The 23,695-nt window shown below is 61.3% G+C and carries 18 protein-coding genes; 7 read left to right on the forward strand and 11 right to left on the reverse strand.

From position 1 onward, the window contains the following. Positions 1–2,451 carry an FAD-dependent oxidoreductase gene (locus C7U61_RS14095; RefSeq protein ID WP_106998664.1) on the reverse strand — a complete coding sequence of 817 codons (2,451 nt, stop codon included), beginning with the start codon at positions 2,449–2,451 and terminating at the stop codon, positions 1–3. A gap of 6 nt (positions 2,452–2,457) precedes the next feature. Further along, positions 2,458–3,336 carry a choline/ethanolamine kinase family protein gene (locus C7U61_RS14100; RefSeq protein ID WP_106998665.1) on the reverse strand — a complete coding sequence of 293 codons (879 nt, stop codon included), beginning with the start codon at positions 3,334–3,336 and terminating at the stop codon, positions 2,458–2,460. Positions 3,337–3,646: 310 nt separating this feature from the next. Between C7U61_RS14100 and C7U61_RS14105 the strand changes: the two genes are divergently transcribed. After that, complete coding sequence (locus C7U61_RS14105) at positions 3,647–4,456, forward strand: DeoR/GlpR family DNA-binding transcription regulator (RefSeq protein WP_106998666.1); 810 nt, start codon at positions 3,647–3,649, stop codon at positions 4,454–4,456. Between the two features lie 15 nt (positions 4,457–4,471). On the opposite strand, the gene C7U61_RS14110 is transcribed toward C7U61_RS14105, so the two are convergent. After that, positions 4,472–5,353 carry a LysR substrate-binding domain-containing protein gene (locus C7U61_RS14110; protein WP_106998667.1) on the reverse strand — a complete coding sequence of 294 codons (882 nt, stop codon included), beginning with the start codon at positions 5,351–5,353 and terminating at the stop codon, positions 4,472–4,474. Between the two features lie 115 nt (positions 5,354–5,468). On the opposite strand from C7U61_RS14110, the gene C7U61_RS14115 reads away from it, so the two are divergent. Further along, positions 5,469–6,491 (forward strand): YeiH family protein, encoded by a 1,023-nt coding sequence (locus C7U61_RS14115; protein WP_106998668.1) that lies wholly within the window; start codon positions 5,469–5,471, stop codon positions 6,489–6,491. Positions 6,492–6,517: 26 nt separating this feature from the next. Here C7U61_RS14115 and C7U61_RS14120 read toward each other — a convergent pair whose 3' ends face one another. The 6 genes from C7U61_RS14120 to C7U61_RS14145 form a co-directional block, all read right to left on the reverse strand. Continuing rightward, a complete protein-coding gene (locus C7U61_RS14120; protein ID WP_106998669.1) occupies positions 6,518–8,287 on the reverse strand; it encodes a GGDEF domain-containing phosphodiesterase in 1,770 nt (589 codons plus the stop codon). A 144-nt stretch (positions 8,288–8,431) separates the two neighbouring features. After that, complete coding sequence (locus tag C7U61_RS14125) at positions 8,432–10,216, reverse strand: IlvD/Edd family dehydratase (RefSeq protein ID WP_106999101.1); 1,785 nt, start codon at positions 10,214–10,216, stop codon at positions 8,432–8,434. Between the two features lie 7 nt (positions 10,217–10,223). Continuing rightward, positions 10,224–11,108: an NAD(P)-dependent oxidoreductase gene (locus C7U61_RS14130; protein WP_106998670.1), complete on the reverse strand. Its 885-nt coding sequence runs from the start codon at positions 11,106–11,108 to the stop codon at positions 10,224–10,226. A gap of 323 nt (positions 11,109–11,431) precedes the next feature. Then, positions 11,432–14,629, reverse strand: coding sequence for an efflux RND transporter permease subunit (locus C7U61_RS14135; protein ID WP_106998671.1), 3,198 nt, complete (start codon positions 14,627–14,629; stop codon positions 11,432–11,434). 120 nt (positions 14,630–14,749) lie between these two features. After that, positions 14,750–15,940 carry an efflux RND transporter periplasmic adaptor subunit gene (locus tag C7U61_RS14140; protein ID WP_106998672.1) on the reverse strand — a complete coding sequence of 397 codons (1,191 nt, stop codon included), beginning with the start codon at positions 15,938–15,940 and terminating at the stop codon, positions 14,750–14,752. 170 nt (positions 15,941–16,110) lie between these two features. Then, complete coding sequence (locus tag C7U61_RS14145) at positions 16,111–16,923, reverse strand: alpha/beta hydrolase (RefSeq protein WP_106998673.1); 813 nt, start codon at positions 16,921–16,923, stop codon at positions 16,111–16,113. A gap of 231 nt (positions 16,924–17,154) precedes the next feature. Between C7U61_RS14145 and C7U61_RS14150 the strand changes: the two genes are divergently transcribed. Next, entirely contained in the window at positions 17,155–18,066 is a 912-nt protein-coding gene (locus C7U61_RS14150; protein ID WP_106998674.1) for a LysR family transcriptional regulator, read from the forward strand. A gap of 55 nt (positions 18,067–18,121) precedes the next feature. Here the strand turns inward: C7U61_RS14150 and C7U61_RS14155 are convergent, their stop codons facing one another. After that, positions 18,122–18,580, reverse strand: a complete 459-nt coding sequence (locus tag C7U61_RS14155; protein WP_106998675.1) for a carboxymuconolactone decarboxylase family protein — start codon at positions 18,578–18,580, stop codon at positions 18,122–18,124. A 126-nt stretch (positions 18,581–18,706) separates the two neighbouring features. Here C7U61_RS14155 and C7U61_RS14160 point away from each other — a divergent pair, with 126 nt between their 5' ends. Next, complete coding sequence (locus C7U61_RS14160; protein WP_106998676.1) at positions 18,707–19,597, forward strand: sigma-70 family RNA polymerase sigma factor; 891 nt, start codon at positions 18,707–18,709, stop codon at positions 19,595–19,597. Positions 19,598–19,599: 2 nt separating this feature from the next. On the opposite strand, the gene C7U61_RS14165 is transcribed toward C7U61_RS14160, so the two are convergent. After that, complete coding sequence (locus C7U61_RS14165) at positions 19,600–20,361, reverse strand: helix-turn-helix transcriptional regulator (RefSeq protein ID WP_106998677.1); 762 nt, start codon at positions 20,359–20,361, stop codon at positions 19,600–19,602. Positions 20,362–20,497: 136 nt separating this feature from the next. On the opposite strand from C7U61_RS14165, the gene C7U61_RS14170 reads away from it, so the two are divergent. From C7U61_RS14170 to C7U61_RS14180, 3 genes are all read left to right on the forward strand, one after another. Then, positions 20,498–21,445 carry a DMT family transporter gene (locus tag C7U61_RS14170; protein WP_106998678.1) on the forward strand — a complete coding sequence of 316 codons (948 nt, stop codon included), beginning with the start codon at positions 20,498–20,500 and terminating at the stop codon, positions 21,443–21,445. 83 nt (positions 21,446–21,528) lie between these two features. After that, positions 21,529–22,251 (forward strand): GntR family transcriptional regulator, encoded by a 723-nt coding sequence (locus C7U61_RS14175; protein WP_106998679.1) that lies wholly within the window; start codon positions 21,529–21,531, stop codon positions 22,249–22,251. A 101-nt stretch (positions 22,252–22,352) separates the two neighbouring features. Continuing rightward, positions 22,353–23,633 carry a cysteine desulfurase-like protein gene (locus C7U61_RS14180; protein ID WP_106998680.1) on the forward strand — a complete coding sequence of 427 codons (1,281 nt, stop codon included), beginning with the start codon at positions 22,353–22,355 and terminating at the stop codon, positions 23,631–23,633. Positions 23,634–23,695: the final 62 nt, after the last annotated feature.

Consider the following 23,695-nt stretch of genomic DNA (forward strand, 5'->3'; position numbering starts at 1 on the left):
TCACCCCTTGATCTGTACCATCTGCGGATCATAAAGCGGCTTCAGCGACACCTGGCATGGCACGCGGCTCTGCGCGACATCAAGCTCATAGCGCCCCGAAAGCACGAAATCCTCCGTCACGCCGCCGGGATCGCGGACATAGCCGTAGCCGATCGCCTTGCCGATCGTGTAGCCGTAGCCGCCGCTCGACAGCCAGCCCACACGCTGGCCGTCGCGATAGATCGTCTCGCGGCCGAGCAACACGGTTTCGGGATCGTCGGGCACGAAGCAGGCAAGCATCTTCTTCACGCCGGACGCCAGCTGCCGCTCGATCGCCTCCCTGCCGCGAAATGCAATATCCTTTTTCGTCTTCACCGCCCAGGCAAGCCCGGCTTCGACAGGCGTGTGATCCGGCCCGATATCCGAGCCCCAGGCGCGATAGCCCTTTTCCAGCCGGCAGCTTTCGATGGCGCGATAGCCGGCATTGATAAGGCCGTGCTCGCGGCCGGCGGCCATCAGGACGTCATAGACGGTGGCCGCATATTCCACCGGCACATGCAGCTCATAGCCGAGTTCGCCGACATAGGTGATGCGCAGCGCCCGGACAGGACAGCCGGCGATACCGACGGTGCGAACCTTGCCGAAGGGAAATGCGGCGTTGGAAACGTCCGCCGAGGTCACGGCCTGCAATATCTCCCGCGACTTCGGCCCCATCAGCGACAGGACCGAGTAGGCCGAGGTCACGTCCACCAATTCGGCATGCATTTCCGGCGGGATATTGCGGGCGATCCAGTCGAAGTCATGGGTCGCGAAGCCCGTGCCGGTGGTGATGTAAAACTCGTTCTCGGCAATGCGGGCGACCGTGACATCGCATTCGATGCCACCACGGTCGTTGAGCATCTGGGTGTAAGTCAGGGCGCCGACAGGCTTGGCGACGTCGTTGGAAGCGATCCAGGATATCGCCGCCTCGGCATCCCTGCCCTTCAGCACGAATTTGGCAAAGGAGGTCTGGTCGAAAATGACGGCCGCCTCGCGCACCGCCTTATGTTCCCGGCCGACGGCGTAGAACCAGTTCTGCCGTCCATAGGTGTACTCGTCCTTCGGCTCCTCGCCGGCAAAGAGATCGGCAAACCAGTTCGGCCGCTCCCATCCGAGTTTTTCGCCGAAGCAGGCTCCCTGCGCCTTCAGGCGATCATAGAGCGGCGACTTGCGGCAGGGCCGGCCGCTGGAATGCTCCTCGAACGGCCAGGCCATGGTATAGTGCTTGCCATAGGCTTCCAGCGTCCGCGTGCGCACCCAGTCGGTGTCGAAATGCGGGCGACCGAAGCGCCTGATATCGACAGGCCAGAGATCGTAGGGCGGCTCGCCCTTGGCAACCCATTCGGCAAGCGCCATACCGGCCCCGCCCGCCGAGGCGATGCCGAAGGCATTGAAGCCGGCGCCGACGAAGAAATTCCTCAGCTCCGGCGCCTCGCCGAGAATGAAATTGCCATCGGGGGTAAAACTCTCCGGCCCGCACAGCAGCTGCTTGATGCCGGCCGTCTGCAGCGCGGGCACACGCACCAGCGCCTGCTCCATGATCTGCTCGAAATGATCGAAATTGCTGTCGAGCAGCGTGTAGTGGAAATCCTTCGGAATGCCGTCGAGCGCCCAGGGGATGGGATTGGGCTCATAGCCGCCCATGACCAGCCCGCCGACCTCTTCCTTGTAATAGGTCAGCCGGTCCGGATCGCGCAATGTCGGCAGGTTGGAGGGCACGCCGAAGGATTCGGTGATGAGATATTGATGCTCGACCGAGACGAGCGGCACGTTAACGCCGAAGCGGCTTGCAAATGTCCGTGTCCATTGTCCCGCACAGACGACGACGCGCTCGCATTCGATGCGGCCTTTCTCGGTGATGACAGCGCGGATCCGGCCCTTGTCGATTTCCAGATCGAGAACCTCGGTATCCTCGAAGATCGAGACACCGCTCATGCGGGCGCCCTTCGCCAGTGCCTGCGTGATATCCGAGGGATTGGCCTGCCCGTCGGTCGGCAGGAAGGCGGCACCGACGAGATCGTCGACATCCATCAGCGGCCAGAGATCCCGCGCCTCCTGCGGCGTCAAAAGATACATCTGCAGGCCGAAGGATTGCGCCGTCGTCGCCTGCCGCTTCACCTCCGTCCAGCGTTCCTCATTGCAGGCAAGGCGCAGGCCGCCATTCATCTTCCAGCCGGTGGCAAGCCCCGTCTCCGCTTCGAGTTTCTTGTAGAGATCGACGGAATAGCCGAGCATCTGCGTGATATTGGCGCTGGTGCGCAGCTGGCCGACAAGTCCGGCGGCATGGAACGTGGTGCCCGAGGTCAGCTTCTTGCGCTCCAGCAACACGGTATCGGTAAAGCCGAGTTTACCGAGATGGTAAGCGGTCGAGCAGCCGATAATGCCGCCGCCGATGACGACGGTCTTTGCGGTAGCAGGCAGTTCCTTCATCATCTCACCTCAAGAATTGCGAAAATCCTGCCAGGCGCTTTCGAAGCGCCTGAGATTTTGAGCTGTATAGGAAGAATAATCGAATTCGATGTCGGAATGGATTTCCGAAACCATGCTCCACATCGTCTCACGCAGCAGTGAAGCGCATTTCATCGCCCGATAGCGCCGACGCAGACCGTCGCCAATGGGAGCTTCATAATAAGCCTCCAGCATCGCCTCTTCCTGCGCTTCCGAGAATTCATTGTTGGAGGCAAGGCCACCAAGATCGAAAAGCGGCGTGTTGAAACCGGCATAATCCCAATCGATCAGCCAGAGCCGTTTGCCGTCATCGAGGAAATTCGCCGCCAGCAGATCATTGTGGCCGAAGGCGATTTCGAAAGGTCCGGCTGCGCGCTCCAGCCGCTCGGCAATATCCAGAAAGGAAGTCAGCCGCGGCTCGTGGCGACTATCGCCGTCCTTTAGAAGAGCCGCATAGTCCCGGACCACATGAAAGACCCAGAAGATGGCCGCCGGTCCGCGAAAATGCCGGGCGACGTCCCGATGACAGGACCGGACAAGCGGCACGACCCGGCTCATCACGGATGGATTTCTTATATCATCGGCGGACAGCGGTTTTGCATCGATATAATCCAGCACCAGTATGCCGGGCTCGTGGTGAACGACTGCAGGCGAAAGACCGGCGGCATGTGCAGCCCTGCTTGCCGCCACCTCGTTTGTGCGGCTGATGTGGTGAACGGGAATGTCCGATCCGAGCCGCACGACGAAGCGACGACCGTCATTACCGACCAGATAGTTGCGATTGGTAATGCCGCCGACAAGCGGTTCGATGTCGATCGGCCCGTTCCAGATGCTGAGAGAATGTATCCAGTCTTCCGCCGTCGCAGTCATTCCCCCTCCGGTCCTGCTGCTGAGCATCCTTCGGATCTGAAAAGTTCCTCACAAACGCAATGCTGTCAAGATGCGACCCACAAAATGAAACGAATGTTTGGCTTTTTGTTGGAATCGAGGAGCCAACTCCCATCGGATGACTATGGATATTCTGAAGACTGCGCTTCACCATAGGTGAGATTTGCCATAAAAAACTCAGGCGCGAGGCAACCGGACAAAGGTTGCGCGCATTATGGCCCCTGCGGCAACCGAACTAGCCGGTCGGAGGCCCGAAAATTTGGGATCGATACCCACAACAGGATCAGGAATCATGCCGGGCACATCCCAGCCACCGCTGCACTCCAACCATCGCGAGCGCGAGATTCTGGAAGAGCTGCGCCTTGCCGGCGGCGCAAGCCGCATACAATTCCTGGCCGAACGGCTCGGCGTCTCCGAAGAAACCATCCGCCGCAATATCCGCAGCCTTGAGGCCAACGGGCTCGTGACCAAGGTGCATGGCGGGGTCCACATCAAGGATTCGATGATCGAGCCGCCGCTGCATCTGCGGATGAACGAGAATGCGGAAGCCAAGCGGATGATCGCCGCCTCGGTCGCCGCGATGATCGAAGATGGCGATGCGCTCTTCCTTGACGTCGGTTCGACTACCGCCTTCATCGCCGCGGCCCTGCAGAAACATCAGAATCTCTTCGTCGTCACCAATGCCGTCGCCGTTGCCCATGCGCTTGCCACACGCAACGGCAACCGCGTCTTCTTTGCGGGCGGAGAACTGCGCGGTCACGATGGCGGCACCTTCGGCATGGAAGCGGCCAATTTCCTGCGCCGCTTCAATGTGCGCCACGCGATTCTTTCGGTCGGTGCCATCAACGCTGCCTCGGGCTTCATGCTGCACGATCTGGAAGAAGCGGAATATTCGCGGGAAGCGGCCGGCCGCGCCGAAAACTGCATCATCGTTGCCGATAGTGCCAAGTTCGGCCGCAGTGCGCCGATCGTTTTGAATGAGCCGGAAAATTTCAACGTTCTGGTGACGGACGAACAACCGCCGGCAGACATTCGCGCCATGCTGGAGCGCAACGAGATCGAGCTCATTATCGCCAACCGGCAACGGGTAGAGCGGCGATAACAGGTTCGCCGTTATTCAGCCCTTGCACATCGCCTCCAGCGTCTGGGCGGCCTTGCTCGCATGCCGTTCCTTGTGGCGCAGCAGTCGGAAACTGCGGGCGGGGAGGTCGAAGGTGGCCTGAACCAGCAGCCCCTGTCCGAGATAAGCTCTTGCCGCGGCACTGGAAATGGCGGCAGCGCTTTGCCCCGCGCAGACTGCGGAGAGCACTGCCTCATTGGAAGGAAGGACCAGCGTCACGTCGAGATCGCGCGGCGAAGCGCCAAGCCTGGCAACCGCATTCTCGAATTCGGAACGCGTACCCGACCCCTCCTCCCGCATCACCCAGGATGTTCCGCTTGCGAGCTCGGCGGCGGTGAGGTTACGTCCGTCCGCCCAGGGATGGCGCGGCGGGACGACGATGACAAGCGCATCCTGCGCAACGATCCTCATCGACAGCGCCGGCGCATCCACCTCACCCTCGATGAAACCCAGTTCGGCCGCACCGTCGATAACCGCCTCGGTGACGGTGCGGGTATTGCCGATCGTGAGATCCAGCTCGATGCCGGGATAATCGCGGCGAAACCGCATCAGCAAGGGTGGCAGCCAATAGCTGGCGATGGTCTGGCTTGCACAGAGGCTGAGCCGGCCGCGCTGCAATCCGCCGAGTTCGGACAGCATGAGTTCCGCCGAGCGTACGCGCGCGAGCGTCGCCCTCGCTTCTCCGAGGAAGGATCGGCCCGTCTCTGTCAGCTCGATCCGTCGGCCGACGCGATGAAACAGCTCCACGCCGTAATAAGCCTCAAGGTTTTTGATCGCCGAACTGACGGCGGAAGGCGTCAGGTTGATGGCTTCCGCGGCATTGGTCAGATGTTCTCGTTCGGCAACGGCGACGAAAATTGCGAGCTGTTCGAAGGTCATGGGAAATCATTCTAATTTATCGAATGATACATAGGATAATATTCGATGGATGTCGACATCGGCAGATGAGACTTTCCAACCGTTAGGAATCATCAGAAACGAATGACGGCACGCGATGTCTCTGGCTCAACGCACAAACGAAATTCTCCCCGGCCTCGCGCTCAGCTCGGCGATAGCGCTTCTGGCCTACGCCGCCGAACACGTGGAAACCGGTCTTCTCGGCGGGCGGTGGATCGAAAGCCTGGTGCTTGCCATCGCCCTTGGGATTGTCGTCTGCACGATCAAGCCGCTAAAGCCGGCCATGAAGCCGGGCATCGATTTCAGTGCCAAACTCCTTCTGGAAATCGCCATTGTCCTTCTCGGCGCCTCCATCAGCCTTTCGGCGATCCGCGGCGCCGGTATCTGGCTGATCGCCGGCATCGCCATCGTCGTCGTGCTGTCGATCGCCGTCACCTATTTCATCGGCCGGGCGCTTGACCTGCCGCCGAAGCTTGCAACGTTGATCGCCTGCGGCAACTCGATCTGCGGCAATTCCGCCATCGTCGCCGTGGCGCCGGTGATCGAGGCTGACTCGCAGGAGATCGCCGCCGCGCTGGCCTTCACCGCCGTGCTCGGCATTGCCGCCGTATTTCTGCTGCCGCTTTTTTATTTCCACTTCGGCATGAGCGCGCCGCAATACGGAACTCTCGCCGGACTGACGGTCTATGCCGTGCCGCAGGTGTTGGCGGCGACCGCCCCTGTCGGCCTGCTCGCCGTCCAGACCGGCACGCTCGTCAAGCTGGTGCGCGTTCTGATGCTGGGCCCGGTCATCTTTCTGCTCGGCATCCTCACCAAGACCGAGACGACAGCGCCGGACGATCGCCACGGCGATCATCATTCGCTGGTCCCCTGGTTCATCTGCGGCTTTCTAGGACTTATGGCACTTCGCTCGTTCGGGCTCATTCCCGATGCATTGGTGGCGCCTATGCAAACGGTTTCCGGCGTTCTCACCGTCATCGCCATGGCGGCTCTCGGCCTGTCGGTGAACATCCGCTCCGTCGCCCATGCCGGCGGCAGGGTGATCGCGGCAGCGACGCTATCGCTTTTGGCGCTTGGCGCCATCAGCTACGCTCTGATCATCGCCCTGCAGATCCAATAGCATGGAACCCAACCATCGGCCGAGGATCAGCTCCGGCTCGGTGGTTCGGCAGATTTCAGCAAAGCCGCGGTCTCGCTTTCGCAAGAAGGATAGCCGATGGCATAGCCCTGAAGCTCATCGCAGCCGACCTCGGCCAGAACGCGCGCATGATCCTCGGTCTCCACCCCTTCGGCGACCACCTCGACATTCAATGCGCGGGCGATTTCAACGATCGAGCCGACAAGGCGACGCTGCTCCTCGGACACTGTTACGGCGGTCACCAGCTGCCGGTCTATCTTCAGCCGCTTCGGCTTCAGCTTGACGAGCCCGATCAACGAAGCATGACCCGAGCCGAAGTCGTCGATCTCGATATCGATCCCCATCGCCTTGATACCAGCGATATTGGCAAGCACCACCTCGTCCGGCTCATCCAGAAAGATGGTCTCCACCAGTTCGAAGGCGATGGCGCCACGCGGTATTCTGAGCGCACGCAATCCATCGATCAGATCTGGATCGGCAAGGCGGCGGCCGGAGATGTTGACCGCGATGCGGGGCGGCGAAAGTCCCCGCGAAGCCCAGGCCGCCCGATCCGCCAACGCGCGCTTCAACACCGCCGCGTCGATCTCCGGTGTGACTCCATATTCATCGGCGACCTTGAGGAAGGCAACGGGACTGAGCAACCCCCTTACCGGGTGGCGCCAGCGCGCCAGCGCCTCCAGTCCGACGATGCGGCGGGTCTGCGCATTCACTTGAATCTGATAGAAGGGTTCGATCTGCCGCAGCATCGGCGCCAATCGCAACTCGTCGGCCAGACGTCGCTCGGCATGCAGGTCGGACTGGAGCTGCGGCGTGAAAAACTCCACGCGGTTGCGGCCGAGTTTCTTGGCCTGAAAAAGGGCGACGTCGGATTCCGCCAGAAGATTGCCGGTGCCGCTCGTCTCGCCTACCGCCACGCCGATGGATGCGCCGATCTTCAGCATCTCGTTGCCGAAACGCACTTCCCGGCGCAAGCGCGATAAAATATCGTCGGCGATCGCCTGGAGCCTTTCGATACTGCCGATATTGACCAGCACCGCCACGAATTCGTCGCCGCCGATCCGGGCAACGACGTCATTGGGGGTGATCGCTCCTGAAATGCGCGCAGCCGCGCTTTGCAGCGTGGCATCGCCGGCCGCATGGCCCCATTTGTCGTTGATCTCCTTGAATCCATCGAGATCGATATGGAGTATCGCCAAGGTTGCGACAGAGGCGTCGTTGCGCAGCTCGGCCAGACGGCGGTCGAAATAGCGGCGGTTCGGAAGACCCGTAAGATAATCGTGATCGGCGGCATGCTCTATTCGCGCGCGACTATGCTCCAACGCAACGGCACGCGCTTCGGCGATAGCCTTTTGATCGGACAGCTCCCGATTGAGCTGAACGTCGGCAGTGACGTCCCACTCCGCGCCGATGAAGGAAGGCGCCCCCTTGGCATCTTCATAGTAATGCGCGCGCGAACGCAGATGGCGCACCTCGCCTCCCGGCAGGATGATGCGGAACTGGGAGTTATAGAAACCCTTCCTGGCCAGCGCGGTATCGAAGTCTTGGATGGCCCTTTCGACATCCTGCGGATGCAAGGCGTTCATCCAGACGTCCGACGAGACCCGGCGCTCTTGGAGTCCGGTCCCGTAGAGCTTGTGCATCCGCTGGTCCCAGAGCAGTTCCTGCTCGTTGACATTATGCTGCCAAACGCCGATTTGAGATGCCTCCAGCGCCAGCTCCAGCCTTCTTAAAAGGTCCTGGAACTCTTCTTCGCTTCGCCCTGATGTCGTCCCTGCCAAAGAGCTCCACCCCCTTCGGAAACTGAAGAGACTAGCCAACCGCAGCCAATGATAGTTGCACTACTCCCTTTCGCGAACTTTAATGGCTATGCAAGCTACCCAAATTAACAGCAGCGCCCCCAATCCCTGCGCCCGCCATGCCTGTCAGTGATTATGCCTGGGCGGATTGGCAGCGATGCCGCGGAAATCGGCAGCGCCATCGAGCACCGCTCCATCGGAAAGCTGCGTGACCGAACGTCGATAGATGCGCTGCCACGGCGTCGCATCCGCCGGCACCGCCGGAATACCCTCGCCCTTCCGGCGTGCAATCTCCGCCTCTTCCACCAGCATGTCGCAGCGTCCCTGGTTGAAATCGATGCGGATGATGTCGCCAGTCCTGAGCCAGGCAAGGCCGCCACCGGCCGCGCTTTCCGGCGACGCGTTGAGGATCGAAGGGCTGTCGGCAGTACCGGATTGACGTCCATCGCCGATCGTCGGTAGGCTGCGGATACCCCGCTTCAAGAGCGCGTCGGGTGGCTGCATGTTGACGACCTCGGCCGATCCCGGCCAGCCGATCGGCCCGGCGCCACGAATGACGAGAATGGTCCTTTCGTCGATACCGAGATCGGGATCGTTGATGCGCTTGTGATAATCCTCCGATCCATCGAAGACCACGGCCCGCCCCTCGAACACCCCCTCGTGCCCCGGCTCCTGCAGATAGCGGCTGCGGAACTCTTCCGAGACGACGCTCATCTTCATGATGGCGAAATCGAAGAGATTGCCCTTGAGAACGAGGAAGCCGGCGCGCTCCTTCAGCGGCTCGGCGAAAGGACGAATGACATCGCGATCGGTCGCCTCGCGGCCCTTCAGGTTCTCCGCCATGGTCCGGCCCGTGACGGTCGGACAGCCGCCGTCGAGCTTGCCGGCCTGCAGCAGCTCCCACATGACGGCCGGAACGCCGCCGGCGCGATGGAAGCGCTCGCCCAGATACGCGCCCGCCGGCTGCACATTGGCGAGCAGCGGAATGTCGAAGCCATGTACCTGCCAGTCGTCGGGATAAAGCTCGACGCCGGCGTGCTTGGCCATGGCGGCGAGATGCGGCTGCGCATTGGTGGAGCCGCCGATGGCCGAATTGACCCTTATGGCATTGAGGAAGGCTTCGCGCGTCAGCACATCCGAGGGCCTGATATCCTCCAGCACCAGTTCCACGGCCCGCCGTCCGGTGCGGTAAGCCATCTGACCGCGCTCGCGATAGGCGCCGGGAATGGCGGCACAGCCGGTCAGCGACATGCCGAGCGCTTCGGCCATGGCATTCATGGTCGAGGCGGTCCCCATCGTGTTGCAATGGCCGATCGAAGGCGCCGAGGCAAGGGAAGCCTCCATGAACTCCTCCTCGTCGATCTCGCCCGCCGCCAGCTTGCGGCGCGAACGCCAGATCACCGTGCCGGAGCCGGCAAGCTCGCCCTCATGCCAGCCATCGAGCATCGGACCGCCGGAGAGAACGATCGCCGGTATATTGACGGTCGAAGCCGCCATCAGCGCCGAGGGCGTGGTCTTGTCACAGCCGGTGGTCAGCACGACACCGTCGAGCGGATAGCCGTAGAGCACTTCGACGAGACCGAGATAGGCGAGATTGCGATCGAGCGCCGCCGTCGGACGCTTGCAGTTCTCGAATATCGGGTGGGTCGGAAACTCGATCGGAATGCCGCCTGCATCGCGAATGCCGTCGCGCACGCGCTTCGCAAGATCGAGATGATGACGGTTGCAGGGCGTAAGATCGCTGCCGCTCTGGGCAATGCCGATGATCGGCTTGCCGGAGCGCAACTCCTCCGGCGTGATGCCGTAGTTCATGAAGCGCTCGAGATAAAGCGCCGTCATATCGATATGATCGGGATTGTCGAACCAGTCCTGCGACCGCAGGCGACGCTTGGATGCACCCTTATCGCTCATCTCTTTCTCAAGCCTTTCCTCGGGCATTCTTGTCTTCCAGATGCTGCAGCAAACCGCTGTGATCCTGCTCGCCGCCGCCATTCTCGACAAATTCTGCAAACTCGGCTCGGACGGCTTCGGTCAGCGGCAGATGAAGCGACAGATTCTGGGCCGCCGCCAGCGCCGTATCGAGATCCTTCAATTGATTACGGGCAGTGCCGCCCGGCTCGAAGTTGCGCTCGATCATGCGCTGACCATGCAACTCCAGAATCCGGCTTTCCGCAAAGCCGCCGCGAATGGCGTCCCGAAACGCCTCGCGCGAACCGCCGCCGGCCTCCACCAGCAGCATCGCTTCCGCGACCGCGCCGATGGTGACGGCGACGATTTGCTGATTGCCGAGCTTTGCGAGTTGGCCGGTACCGCTGGGGCCGACGCGGGTTACACGTCCGAGCGGCGCCATGATATCACGAACGCTATCGATGACAGCGCCATCGCCGCCAGCCATTATCGCCAGCGTCCCGGCGGCCGCTCCCACCACGCCGCCGGAGACCGGCGCATCGATATGCCGGATGCCGCGCTCGGCGAGTTTGAAGGCGTGCTCGCGGGCAACGGCCGGCGATATCGAGCTGTTGTCGATCACGATCGTTCCAGCCTCCAGCACATCGGCGACACCGCTGCCGAACAGGATTTCGCCAACGGCGCCGCCATTCGTCAGCATGGTGAAAAGAACGGATGCTCCTCGCGCAGCCTCGACAGCAGTATCGGCAACCGTCGCACCATCGGCAGCCAGAGGTTCGGCCTTGCTCCGGTCGCGATTCCAGACGGCCACCGTAAAACCGGCGGCAAGCAGCCGCCGCGCCATGGGTGCGCCCATCAATCCCGTTCCGAGAAAAGCTATCTTCCTGCCGTGCATAAACTATCCTCCGAATTGGAACGCATCGGACACCGAAAAAATAACAGAGCCTTTTCGCCGTGCGGATGAGCCGAGAATCTTCCGGTTACGATGGCCTCAACTCCCAAATTCCACGGGCGCCTCCCCGCCCGATGTACGTCAGTCAACTCCTCCAACAGCTTGATAAACCTCTGGTGCCAGCATGCAAAGGAAATCGGCGGCCGCGCAGCAAATTCTTCGAAATAGGGAGGAATTAGCTATGCGAAAATATAAACATAGAAAAGGCGGGGCCTTTCGGTCCCGCCCTGGCATGTCGAGTACTGGAGTTAAGTCTCGGCACGGCCCTATTCGGCGGCGATCGGGAGTACCTCCGCCGAATGTTCGTTATCGTTATGCGGGTGCTGCTTCAGCGGACGATTGCCCGTGACGCTGCGGATCAGCACGTAGAAGACCGGCGTCATGAAAATGCCGAAGAAGGTCACGCCAATCATGCCCGAGAACACCGCGATACCCATGGCAGCACGCATTTCGGAACCGGCACCGGTCGAGGTGACCAGCGGCACGACACCCATGATGAAGGCCATGGAGGTCATCAGGATCGGGCGCAGACGCAGGCGGCTGGCTTCGATCGCCGCCTGGACCGGGGTGCGGCCCTCGAATTCCAGCTCGCGGGCGAATTCCACGATCAGGATCGCGTTCTTTGCCGATAGACCGACGAGCACCACCAGGCCGATCTGGGTGAAAATGTTGTTGTCTCCACCCGTCAGCCAGACGCCGGTCAGCGCCGCCAAGACACCCATCGGCACGATCATGATGATGGCGAGCGGCAAGGTCAGGCTCTCGTATTGGGCGGCCAGCACGAGGAAGACCAGAAGCAGCGCCAGCGGGAAGACGACGACGCTGGAATTGCCAGCCAGGATCTGCTGATAGGTCAAATCAGTCCATTCGAAGTCTATACCGGGGGGCAACGTCTCATGCAGAATCTTCTCGATGGCTGCTTGTGCCTGTCCCGACGAGTAGCCGGGCGCCGGGCCGCCATTGATGTCGGCCGCCAGAAAGCCGTTATAGCGGTTCGTGCGTTCAGGACCGGTCGTGGCATTCACCTTCAGCAGGGCTGAAAGCGGGATCATCTGACCCGATGCCGAACGAACCTTCAACTGGCCGATATCTTCCGGCTGAGCGCGGAACTTGGCATCGGCCTGCACGCGGACGCTGTAGGTGCGGCCGAAGGCGTTGAAGTCGTTCACATAGAGCGAACCGAGATAGATCTGCAGCGCCTGGAAGACGTCGGTGACGGAGACTCCGAGCTGCTCGGCCTTGGCGCGGTCGAGATCAGCAAAGAGCTGCGGCACGTTGATCTGGAAGCTCGAGAAGATGCCGGTGAGTTCCGGTGTCTGGTAAGCTTTGCCAATCACTGCCTTGGCCGCCTGGTCGAGCGCCTGGTTGCCGAGGCCGGCGCGATCCTCGATCTGCAGCTTGAAGCCGCCTGTCGTACCGAGACCATTGACCGGCGGCGGTGGGAACATGGCGATGAAGGCATCCTGGATGGCGCCGAACTTCTGGTTCAGTGCCATGGCGATCGCCCCGCCCGAAAGGTCCGGCGTCTTACGCTCATCGAAGTCCTTCAGCGTTACGAAAACGATGCCTGCGTTCGAGGAATTGGTGAAGCCGTTGATCGACAGGCCCGGGAAGGCGATCGCATTGGCGACGCCCGGCTGCTTCAGCGCGATATCAGTCATGCGCTTAATCACGCTTTCCGTACGGTCTAGGCTTGCGGCATCCGGCAACTGTGCGAAGCCGATCAGATACTGCTTGTCTTGCGACGGCACGAAACCGCCTGGAACCGTTGTGAATAGGCTGTAGGTCGCTCCCACCAGCGCGAAATAGACCACCATGACGATGCTCTTGCGCGACACCAGCCGGCCGACGCCCTTGCCGTAGTACTTCGAACCTGCTCCGAACGCCCGGTTGAAGCCACGGAAGAACCAGCCGAAGACCGCGTCCATGACCCTCGTTAACCGATCCTTCGGCGCATGATGGCCCTTCAGGAGCAGGGACGCCAGTGCCGGGGATAGGGTGAGCGAGTTGAAGGCCGAGATGACGGTCGAGATGGCGATCGTCAGTGCGAACTGGCGATAGAACTGGCCGGACAGGCCGGAGATGAAGGCGAGCGGCACGAAGACCGCGACGAGGACCAGCGCGATCGCGATGATCGGTCCGGAGACTTCCTTCATGGCCTTGTAGGTGGCGTCTCGCGGGCTGAGCCCGCTCTCGATATTGCGTTCGACGTTCTCGACCACCACGATCGCATCGTCCACGACGATACCGATCGCCAGCACCAGGCCGAACAGACTAAGCGCGTTGATCGAGAAGCCGAAGACATACATCACCGCAAAGGTACCGATGATCGATACTGGAACGGCGATCAGCGGGATGATCGAGGCGCGCCATGTCTGGAGGAACAGGATGACGACGAGGACGACGAGCGCGATGGCTTCGAGCAGCGTGTCGATCACCTTCTCGATCGAGGCGCGGACGAATTTCGTCGTATCGTAGACGATCTCGTACTTGACGCCCGCCGGCATGGCCTGCTGCAGCACATTCATGGTCGAGCGCACGTTGTTCGCGATCTCGATCGCGTTCGAACCGGGCGCCTGGAGGACGGCAACGGCGACGGCCGGCTTGCCGTCGAGCAGCGAACGCAGCGTGTAGTCTTCCGCACCGAGCTCGACACGAGCGACGTCGCGAAGGCGGGTGATCTCGCCATTGGCGCCCGTCTTGACGATGATGTTGCCGAACTCCTCAGGTGTGCGCAGGCGGCCCTGAGCATTGACGTTGAGCTGCAGATCTACGCCCGGCCGGCTGGGTGAGGCACCGATGATGCCAGCCGCGGCCTGGACGTTCTGGGAGCTGATCGCATTGCTGATGTCGCTGGCGGCAAGATTATGCTCGGCCGCCTTCTGCGGATCGATCCACACGCGCATGGAATAGTCGCCGGCGCCGAAGACCTGCACCTGTCCGACGCCCTCGATCCGGGCAAGCCGATCCTTGATGTTCAGGGTCGCATAGTTTCGCAGATAGGTGATGTCGTGGTCTGCCCCGTCCGAGACGAGGTTGACGACCATGATGAAGTCGGGCGAGCTCTTGACGGTCGTGATGCCGAGGGCACGGACTTCCGTGGGCAGGCGCGGCTCGGCTTGCGAAACGCGATTCTGCACGAGCTGCTGCGCCTTATCCGGATCGGTGCCGAGCTTGAAGGTGACCGTCACGTTGAGAACGCCGTCCGATGTCGCCTGGCTGGACATGTAGAGCATGCCCTCCACGCCGTTGATCTGCTCTTCGAGCGGCGTCGCCACCGTTTCGGCGATGACGGTCGGGTTGGCGCCCGGATAGGTGGCGCGCACGACGATCGACGGCGGCACGACCTCCGGATATTCGGAGATCGGCAGCGCTCTGAGGCCGATCAGGCCGGCGACCACGATGAGGACCGAAAGAACACCGGCAAAGACCGGGCGATCGACAAAGAATCTGGAGATGTTCATATCAAAGCCCCCTCCGGGGTGAGAACGGATGCAAAATTCCTGTCCGACGATTTGAGAGCCGCCGGCGGATCATGTGATTTCGGAATGCCGGCCTTCTGCCCACGGGCAGAAGGCGAAGTCTTACTGAGCGGTCGCGACCTTCTCCGCCAACTGCGGCGCAACGACTGCACCGGGACGGATGCGCTGCAGCCCGTTGACGACGATCTTTTCGCCGGCTTTCAGGCCGTTCTCGATCACTCGCTGGCCGTCGGTCAGCGATCCGAGCTGGACCTGCCTGTAATTGACCTTGTTCTCGCCATCCACGACGAAGACGAACTTCTTGTCCTGGTCGGTGCCGACTGCACGGTCGTCGATGACGATCTTATTCTCGGCTTTCGGCTGACCCATACGGACCCGCACGAATTGACCAGGGATAAGACGGCCGCCCGGATTATCAAAAACGGCGCGAACGCTGACGGTACCGCTTGCTGCATCGACCTCGTTGTCGATCAGCTGCAATTTGCCCTTGATCGGTGTGCCGTTGTCGCTTGCCGTACCGATCTGAACCGGGATCTGCTCGACTGGCGGAACAGCGCCTCCGGTTGTCGGCAGTTCGGCGAGAGCCTGGGTGACGGTCTGCTCGTTGGCGCTGAAGCTCGCATAGATCGGATCGACGGAAACCAGCGTCGTCAATGCCGGCGACGTAGAACCGGCAGCGACGAGATTGCCGACGGTGATGGCGATCTTGCCGACGCGGCCCGCGATGGGAGCACGGACCTGCGTATAGTCGAGGTTCAGCTGCGCGGTCTGCAGCGCCGCTTGCGCTGCCTTCAGATTGGCCTCCGCCTCGGCATAGTTGCTGGTGCGGGTGTCCACGTCGCTCTGCGAAATCGTCTTGCTGTCGAAGAGCTTCCGGCCGCGATCGACTTCGACCTTGGCAAGGTCGAGCTTGGCTTTGGCTGCTCCGACCTGGGCCTGTGCCTGAGCGACCGCCGCCTCATAGGGAGCCGGATCGATCGTGACAAGCAGGTCGCCCTGCTTGACCAGCGCGCCCTCGCGGAAATGCACCGATTGAATGGCCCCGGCGACACGCGGACGGACCTCGACGCGGTCGATGGCCTCGAGGCGGCCGGAAAATTCCTGCCAGGATGTGACGTCGCGCGGCTCGACGGCCGCAACCGTGACGGGAATAGCCGGCTTTGCGGCCGGGCTCGCCGCCTCGGTTGCCTGAGCGCCGCGTGGCAGCTCCAGATAGAAGGCCGCGCCGGCAACAGCCGCAGCAACACCCATGCCGGCGCCCCACAGGGCCCAGCGCTTATCGTTGGACTTCATGTCAGTCTCTCCTTTGGCCCCGTCTTGGGATACGGGACCGCAAATTCCTATCGTCTCAATAAAATCAGGGGCCGAAGCACCGCGCATCCGCGTGACCATCGCTCCGGTCTCATGCGCTCGACATCAGTCCAATCCGCGCTCATCCCTCGCGGACGGGACATCCTAGCCGATCAAGCCTGCACGTCTTCGACAAAACCCTTGAAACAACAGCAGATATCCTGCTGCCATGAAGGCCTGTCCTTCGACTGCCCGCCATAGAGGGTGGGCCAGCCTGTCCCGGCGGGAAGGACTTGCTGGCGAACACGGACGCCAGCCGCTTTCAGCCGGCTGCCGTATTCCATGCTCTCGTCGCGGAGCGGGTCGTCCTCGGCCGTGAGCACCAATGCCGGCGCGAGGCCCGAAAGCCGCGAACAGTATCGAGGCGCTGCATAGGGGTGACAGACACCGCCCAGGAAACCCAGGTAACGGTTCCAACCCTCCGTCCAGCGCTCGCGCATGCCGCTTTCCTCCGCCTGGAGGAAAGATTTCGACCCCATGAAGGGATCAAGCAAAGGCGATATCAGCACCTGCCCGTCCAACGAACCCGGTATCTGATCGCGCGCCTTTAAAGCAACGCCCGCTGCGACATTGCCACCCGATTCCTCTCCGGCGACAAACAGCAGCGATTTTTTCGCCCCACCCAGCGCAAGCATGTTCCGCTTGTTGCTGAGGTAGGCGAGAAGCCCGTAGGCGCATTCCAGCACCTTCGGAAAAGCATTCTGATTGCAGCTGGTATAATCCGCTGCAACCACGATGGCGCCGGCCTCGGCAAGGCTTGCCGCCACCGGTCTGTTCGTCGCGTGGTCGGTATCGAGAAAGGCTCCTCCGTGCAGGTAAAGCACCAGCGGCGCCGCCTTCTTCAAACCATCACCGTTGTAGATCCGAGCTGCCACCGGCCCCGTAGGCACGTTTTCCAGCACAACATCTTTCCACGGCGCACTCATCGACCCAAATCCCTGTCTGCTCGAGCGAATATGTCCCAATCCAAAAGCGGTTACCACGCTTTGCGATCATATTCCCGAAATGCGGTCTTCGGCGCCCCATGCCGCATTGCAACAAATTACGAAACAACATATTGTTATTCCGCTTTGAGAATAAGTAGCCTATATTCGATAAGACTATTCAGCATAACAAACAATCGGCCTCTTTCTTTTACGGCCGAGGGGCATCATGGAATGGACCAGTTGTCAGCAATGCGGGCATTCGCGCGTGTGGTGGAGACGGGTAACTTTACCCGCGCCGCGGCAGCCCTTTCCATGCCGAAGGCGACGGTGACGACGCTCATCCAGTCGCTTGAGGCACATCTGCACGCCAAACTTCTCAATCGCACGACACGGCGCGTCATGGTGACGACCGATGGCGCGCTTTATTATGAACGCGCCATTCAGATCCTCTCTGAGATAGAGGAGCTGGACGGCAGCATCAGCAATTCGCAGAGCCTGCCGAGCGGCCGTCTGCGCGTGGAAATGGCCGGCGCCTTCGCCGAGAAGATCGTCATGCCGGCGCTTTGCGATTTCCATCAGCGTTATCCCGATATCCACATCGATCTCGGCGTCGGCGACCGGCTGGTCGACTATCTCGCCGAAAATGTCGATTGCGCGCTGCGCGCCGGCATGCCGAGCGACCAGTCGCTGATCGCTCGCCGTGTCGGCGAGATCCACCTCATCACCTGTGCGGCACCTCTTTATATCGAGAAGCATGGCCTGCCGGAACGGCCGGAAGACCTGGAGACCAGCCACTATGCGGTCAGCTATTTCCGCGCGCAAACCGGCCGGACGATTCCGTTCATGTTCGAGCGAGGCAATGAGTCGTTGGAAATCAGCCCGCGCTATATCCTTTCGGTGAACGACAGCCGCAGCTACGTTCAGGCGGCACTGATGGGGCTGGGCATTGCGCAGGTGCCGAGCTTCATGGCGCGCGAGGCTCTTGCCAAAGGTGAGCTTGTGCCAGTTCTTTCCAATTGGACAAGGCCGACGCTACCCATGCACATCGTCTATCCACCAAACCGGCATCTGAGCAACAAGGTGCGCGTTTTCGTCGATTGGCTGGCGAAACTGCTGACAAGCTCACGAGTCGGCGAAGCTTGAGAAGCAAGCCACCTTCTTCTCTGTGCGGGAAGAAGGTGGTGCCGATTGCGAACAATCAATTCCAGGAGGCTCCCGCCTGCTGACGGACCGTCGAGTTCAGCCGGTTCCAGACATTGTCGATCGCAATCGCAACGATGAGGGCAGAGAGTGCCTTTTCGTCGTAGTGTCTCGCGGTCTCGTTCCATATCTCGTCGGTAACTGCATCCGGCCGGTCGGCGAGCCGAGTGACGGCTTCCCCGAGTGCCAGAGCGGCGCGTTCGGCATCGGAAAAGTAGGGCATTTCCCGCCAGGCGGAGACGCCGACGATGCGCTCCATGGTCTCGCCATCTTTCTGCAGCTTGCGAAAGCCCATGTCGGTGCAGACGCTGCAGCCATTGATCTGGCTGACGCGCAGATGGACGAGATCCATGGTATTTTCCGAAAGGCCGCGATCCTTGATGGAATTGCTGACGGCGAGAAGCGCCTGCAGCGTTTCGGGCAGGACGAGAACCGGATTCTTCATACGAGCTTGCATATTTCTTTCCTCTGATTGTCAGAGCCTGTTGCGGCTCCTCTCCCGACGATGCACTTTCCTGCCGATCCGATGTCACACCGGCCGAATTTCATTCGTCATGGGTTTGACGAAACAGGATGAGGGAATGTGACCGATGGACGAAAAAAATGGCAGGCAGAGAAATTCGAGGCAAATCGGCCGCATCTGCGCGCTGTCGCCTACCGCATGCTCGGTTCGCGCACGGAGGCCGAAGATGCAGTGCAGGAAACATGGCTGCGCCTGATGAGGAACGATGCGTCCGACGTTGAAAATCTGAGCGGCTGGTTGACTACGGTTACCGCCCGCATTTGCCTCGATCTGCTGCGGTCGCGCAAAACCCGTCGCGAGGAGCCGCTGACCATCCACATTCCCGAGCCGATGGTGGTGCATGAGGCTGGCAACGGCACCGACCCGGAACAGGATGCCTTGCTCGCGGACTCCGTCGGCCTCGCTCTTCTGGTCGTATTGGAAAAGCTGAACCCGGCCGAACGGCTCGCCTTCGTCCTGCACGATATGTTCGATGTCTCTTTCGATGACATCGCTCCGATTCTGGGACGCACGACGGTCGCGACGCGCCAGCTTGCGAGCCGCGCCCGCCGCCGCGTGCAGGATAAGCCATCAACGACGGAGGCCGATCTCACCCGCCAGCGCCACGTCGTCGACGCCTTCTTCACAGCCTCGCGGGATGGCGACCTGCAGGCGTTGCTCGCCGTCCTCGATCCTGACGCCGTCTTCCGGCCGGACGCGGTTGCCGCCCGCATGGGAGCGGCCGGCGAAATCCGCGGGCGGGCGGATGTCGCCAAGACCTTCCAGGGCCGTGCCCGGGGAGCTCGGCTGGCGGTTATCAACGGCGCGGTCGGCGCCATCGTCGTCATCGACGGACAACTGCGCATCGCCCTCCGTTGCACCCTCAGTGCGGATGGCATGATTACCGTCATCGACGCGATGGCCGACCCGGAAGAGCTGCGCAAGCTGGAGATCGTTCTCATCGAAAACTGAAATTAGCGCATCTGAGTCGGGCTCGTACCGGTCAGCCTGCGGAACATGGCAATGAAGGCCGACGCATTGCTGTAACCCAGCTGCGCTGCAATCCGGTGCACTGGCTCTCCGGCCTCGATCATCGACAGCGCGGCAACGAGTTTCAGTCGCTGCCTCCACTCGTTGAAAGAAAGGCCGAGATCGTGCTGGAACCGGCGCGACAAGGTACGCTCGGTCGTCCCCATCCTTCGCGCCCATTCCGCAAGGGAATGCCGGTCGCCGGGGTCGGCTTGCAAGGCGCTCAGTAGCGGACCTAGCAGCGGATCGTCGGAAAGCGGCAGGTAGCTCTCACACTGCGGCGCCAGACGAATCTGATCGACCAGAACCTGTGCAAGCCGTAAATCTTCGGCTGTTTCAGGTATGGTGACGTCGCGCGCCGCAAAATCCGCCAGGATTGCCTTCAGCAGCGGACTGATGCTGAGCGTCGACGGCTTGGCGGGCAGATCGGCGCAAAGGGCGCGTTCAATATAGACGGTCACATAGCGCAAGTCGTGCTGGTTATAAGCACCGTGCATCGTATCCGGCGGCAGCCAAATGGCATAATGTGGTGGCGACAGATAGCGCATGCCTTGAATGTCGAACTCGCAGACGCCGATAAGCGCATAATTGAGTTCCCCCCAGGGCTGGCTTTTTTTGGGGAAGACCGTGCCCGCCCTATAATTCTCGGTTCGGAAGGAAACCGGCTTCGGCGGGTCGCCCTCAATGCGCGGAGACCTGGTGGACATGTCGTCATTTCGCTACTGTTGTCTTAATCTCACTATATACCGGAATTCGGACAGGCGATAGAAAACTTCGGGATGGCGAATTCCAATCCGCCCTCCCTTATTTCGCCTCCCCCCGGAAGCCGCGGAGACCATTCACATGAACACTGAGCAGAATGCTTCCGCATCCATCGTCACCGCGGCCGGCCTCGCGCCCTTACTGACGGTGCTGATCTGGTCCGGCAATACCATCGTCACCAAGGCATCCGCCGGCGTGATCTCGCCAGGCTCGATTTCCTTCTATCGCTGGCTGCTGGCCTTTCTCGTGCTCCTGCCCTTCGTCGGCCGCGCCGCATGGCGTAATCGTTCCCTACTTCGCCAGCACTGGCTGAAGCTCGCCATTCTCGGTGCGTTGGGCATGGTGATCTATCAGAGCCTCGCCTATGAGGCGGCCAAGACCACCTCCGCCGTCAACATGGGCGTCATGATCGCCTTGATGCCGCTTCTCTCGACAGTGCTCGCCGGCGTGCTGGCGGGCGAAAGGCTCACCTTGGCAAGTCTGGCGGGCGGAGCCATCTCGCTGATCGGGCTCATCTATCTGACCTCGCAAGGCGATCCGATGCGTCTTGCAAACGGCGGATTCCATATCGGCGACGGCCTGATGATCGTTGCCGTCCTTTCGAATGCGCTCTACGGCGTCATGCTGAAGCGCTGGGCGATGCCGCTTCCGGTGTGGCAGCAGCTTTTCTGGCAGATCGGCTTTTCGACCCTGTTGCTGATCCCGATTTTTCTGATGGGCGATATCTCGCCCGTCACCACGGCGAACCTGCCGCTGATCCTCTATGCCGCGATCCCGACCTCCCTTATCGCGCCCCTCTGCTGGATGATCGGCATTCAGAGGCTCGGCGCAGGCCGGACGTCGCTGCTGATCAATCTGCTCCCGATCGTCGTTGCAGCTTTGGCCTGGGCGCTGCTGGGAGAACATCTGCATTCCTACCACGCCATCGGCGGTGTCCTCGCCCTCATCGGCGTTGGCCTTGGCTTACACAAGCCTCGGGCAAAAAATGGTCCGGCCGATGAGGCAAGCTGGGAAACCGAGGAAGCCTGACCGCCGCTCCGAGAGGCCCCTTTCCTTTCGCCTGCCCTTCGTTCTACCATGAACGAGTCCCGAGAAGCGGAGAGGAAGCAAGCGTGCGCATAGCCCTGGAACCGGTGTCCTCCAGAACGACGATCCAGGAGAGCGTCTATCAGCAGCTCCGAAACGCGCTCATGGCAGGCAATTTCGATCCCGGCCAGACCCTGACTATCGCCTCGCTTGCTGAAACCTTCGGAACCAGCAATATGCCCGTGCGCGAGGCGCTGCGCCGGCTGGCGGCCGAAAATGCGCTCGAAGTCGCAGCCAATGGCTCGGCCCGCATCCCAATTGTCACCCTTGCCCGGCTGAACGATCTTTGCCGCGCCCGCATCGCCGTCGAAGGTCTGGCCGCCGAACTCGGTTTTCCGAATCTCACCGTCAGCGACATCGCGACGCTCGATCGCATCGCCGGGGAGCAGCATGTGATCGGCCGCGGCGCCAATGTCTATGATCTTATGGCCAGGAACCAGCAGTTTCACTTTACCATCTACCGCGCCTCCGGCTCCGAGGTACTGCTGCAATTGATCGAGACCCTCTGGCTGCGCTTCGGCCCTTATATGCGCATGCTCTCCGCCTCGGTAGAGCCTCTGATGCGCAGCGGCGAGCTCGATCCCGCCGGCGAGCATGTTGTCATCGTCAACGCGTTGAAGGCGGGAGACTTCACCGCCGCCCGTGAGGGTATTGTCGCCGACATAAGCCGCACCCACGAAATCCTCCAGGATTATTGCCCGGCCACGCAGGATGAGCCGCGCAAGGGCTCGAGCTCCAGCCGCCGCTAACTCCAAAAAAGAGATCGAGGAATTTGGTTGAACCTTAAAGTATTTTGTGATCAAATGATCACAATCGAGGTTTCAATCCCAGCACCCAGAGCGAGATCCCCATGAGCTCCGCCCCTTCCGCATCGCAATTTTCCGGCCACAACAGCTTTCCGGTTGACGAGATCCGCGCCATGTTTCCGGCCATCCGGAAGGCTGGCGATTTCGTCTTTCTTGATAATGCGGGCGGCGCGCAGGTGCCGCAAACCGTGGTCGATGCGGTTGCCAATCACCTGATCGATTTCAACGTCCAGCGTATGGCGAAATACCAGCACAGCCAGGGCGTCGACCGCAATCTCGAAGAAGCGCGCGAAAGCGTCGCCATGCTGGTCAACGCCTATCGCCCGGAGGAAATTTCCTTCGGCCAGAACGCCACCTCCTTCATCCGCCTCGTCAGCCTCGGCATCGCCAAGCTGCTCGGCGAGCGCAACGAGATCGTCGTCACCGACATGGATCACGACGCCAACATCGCCACCTGGATGGCGCTGGAAGCCGACGGCGCCAAGATCGTCTGGTGGCGCATGCGCGAGGACGGCATGCTGCATGTGGAAGACCTGAAGCCGCTGCTGAACGACAAGACCCGCCTCGTCGCCTGCACCGTCACGGCGCATTCCATCGGCACGCTCGTCGATGTCGCTAGCGTCTGCAAACTGGCGCAGGCGGCCGGCGCCGAAACCTTCCTCGACTGCGTCCATTACGGCCCGCATGGCCTCATCGACGTACAGGCTTGGGGCTGCGACTATCTCGTATGCTCCGGCTACAAGAATTTCTCGCCGCATATGGGCTTCCTCTGGGGCCGTTATGACGCGCTGGTCAAGCTTCCCACATTCAAGGAAGATTTCATTCCGGACGTCCCGCCCTACAAGATCGAAGTCGGCACCTTCACCTATGAGAACGTCGCCGGCATGAATGCGGCGGTCAAATATCTCGAAGGCCTCGGCCGCCGCTTCCTGCCGACCGGCGACCATAGCCGCCGTGAAGCGCTTGCAGCCGCCATGGGCGCGATCCGCCAATACGAACTCATGCTGTCGCGGGAAATGATCGCGGTCCTGAAGCGCCACGGTGCTGTGATTTACGGCATTTCCGACGAGAGCCGGCTGGAGCAGCGCGTTCCCACGATCTGCTTCAACATGCCGGGCATCACGCCGCAGGAATTCGCCGACGAAATGGGCAAGCAGCGCATCGGCCTGCGCGATGGCCACATGTTTGCACCGCGCCTGATGAAGCGTCTCGGCCTGTCCATGGAAACGGGCGCTATCCGCGTGTCGCTGGTGCATTATAACAAGGTCGAAGAGATCGCCCGGTTCGATGCGGTCCTGACCGAGATCATGGCCCGGCGCAAATAAGCCGTGCCTCAGAGCGGTGGCGGCGCCCGAACAACTCCGCCACCGCGATGCCTCCGTGCCGC

Source organism: Rhizobium sp. JAB6, assembly GCF_003024605.1.
Lineage (GTDB): Bacteria > Pseudomonadota > Alphaproteobacteria > Rhizobiales > Rhizobiaceae > Rhizobium.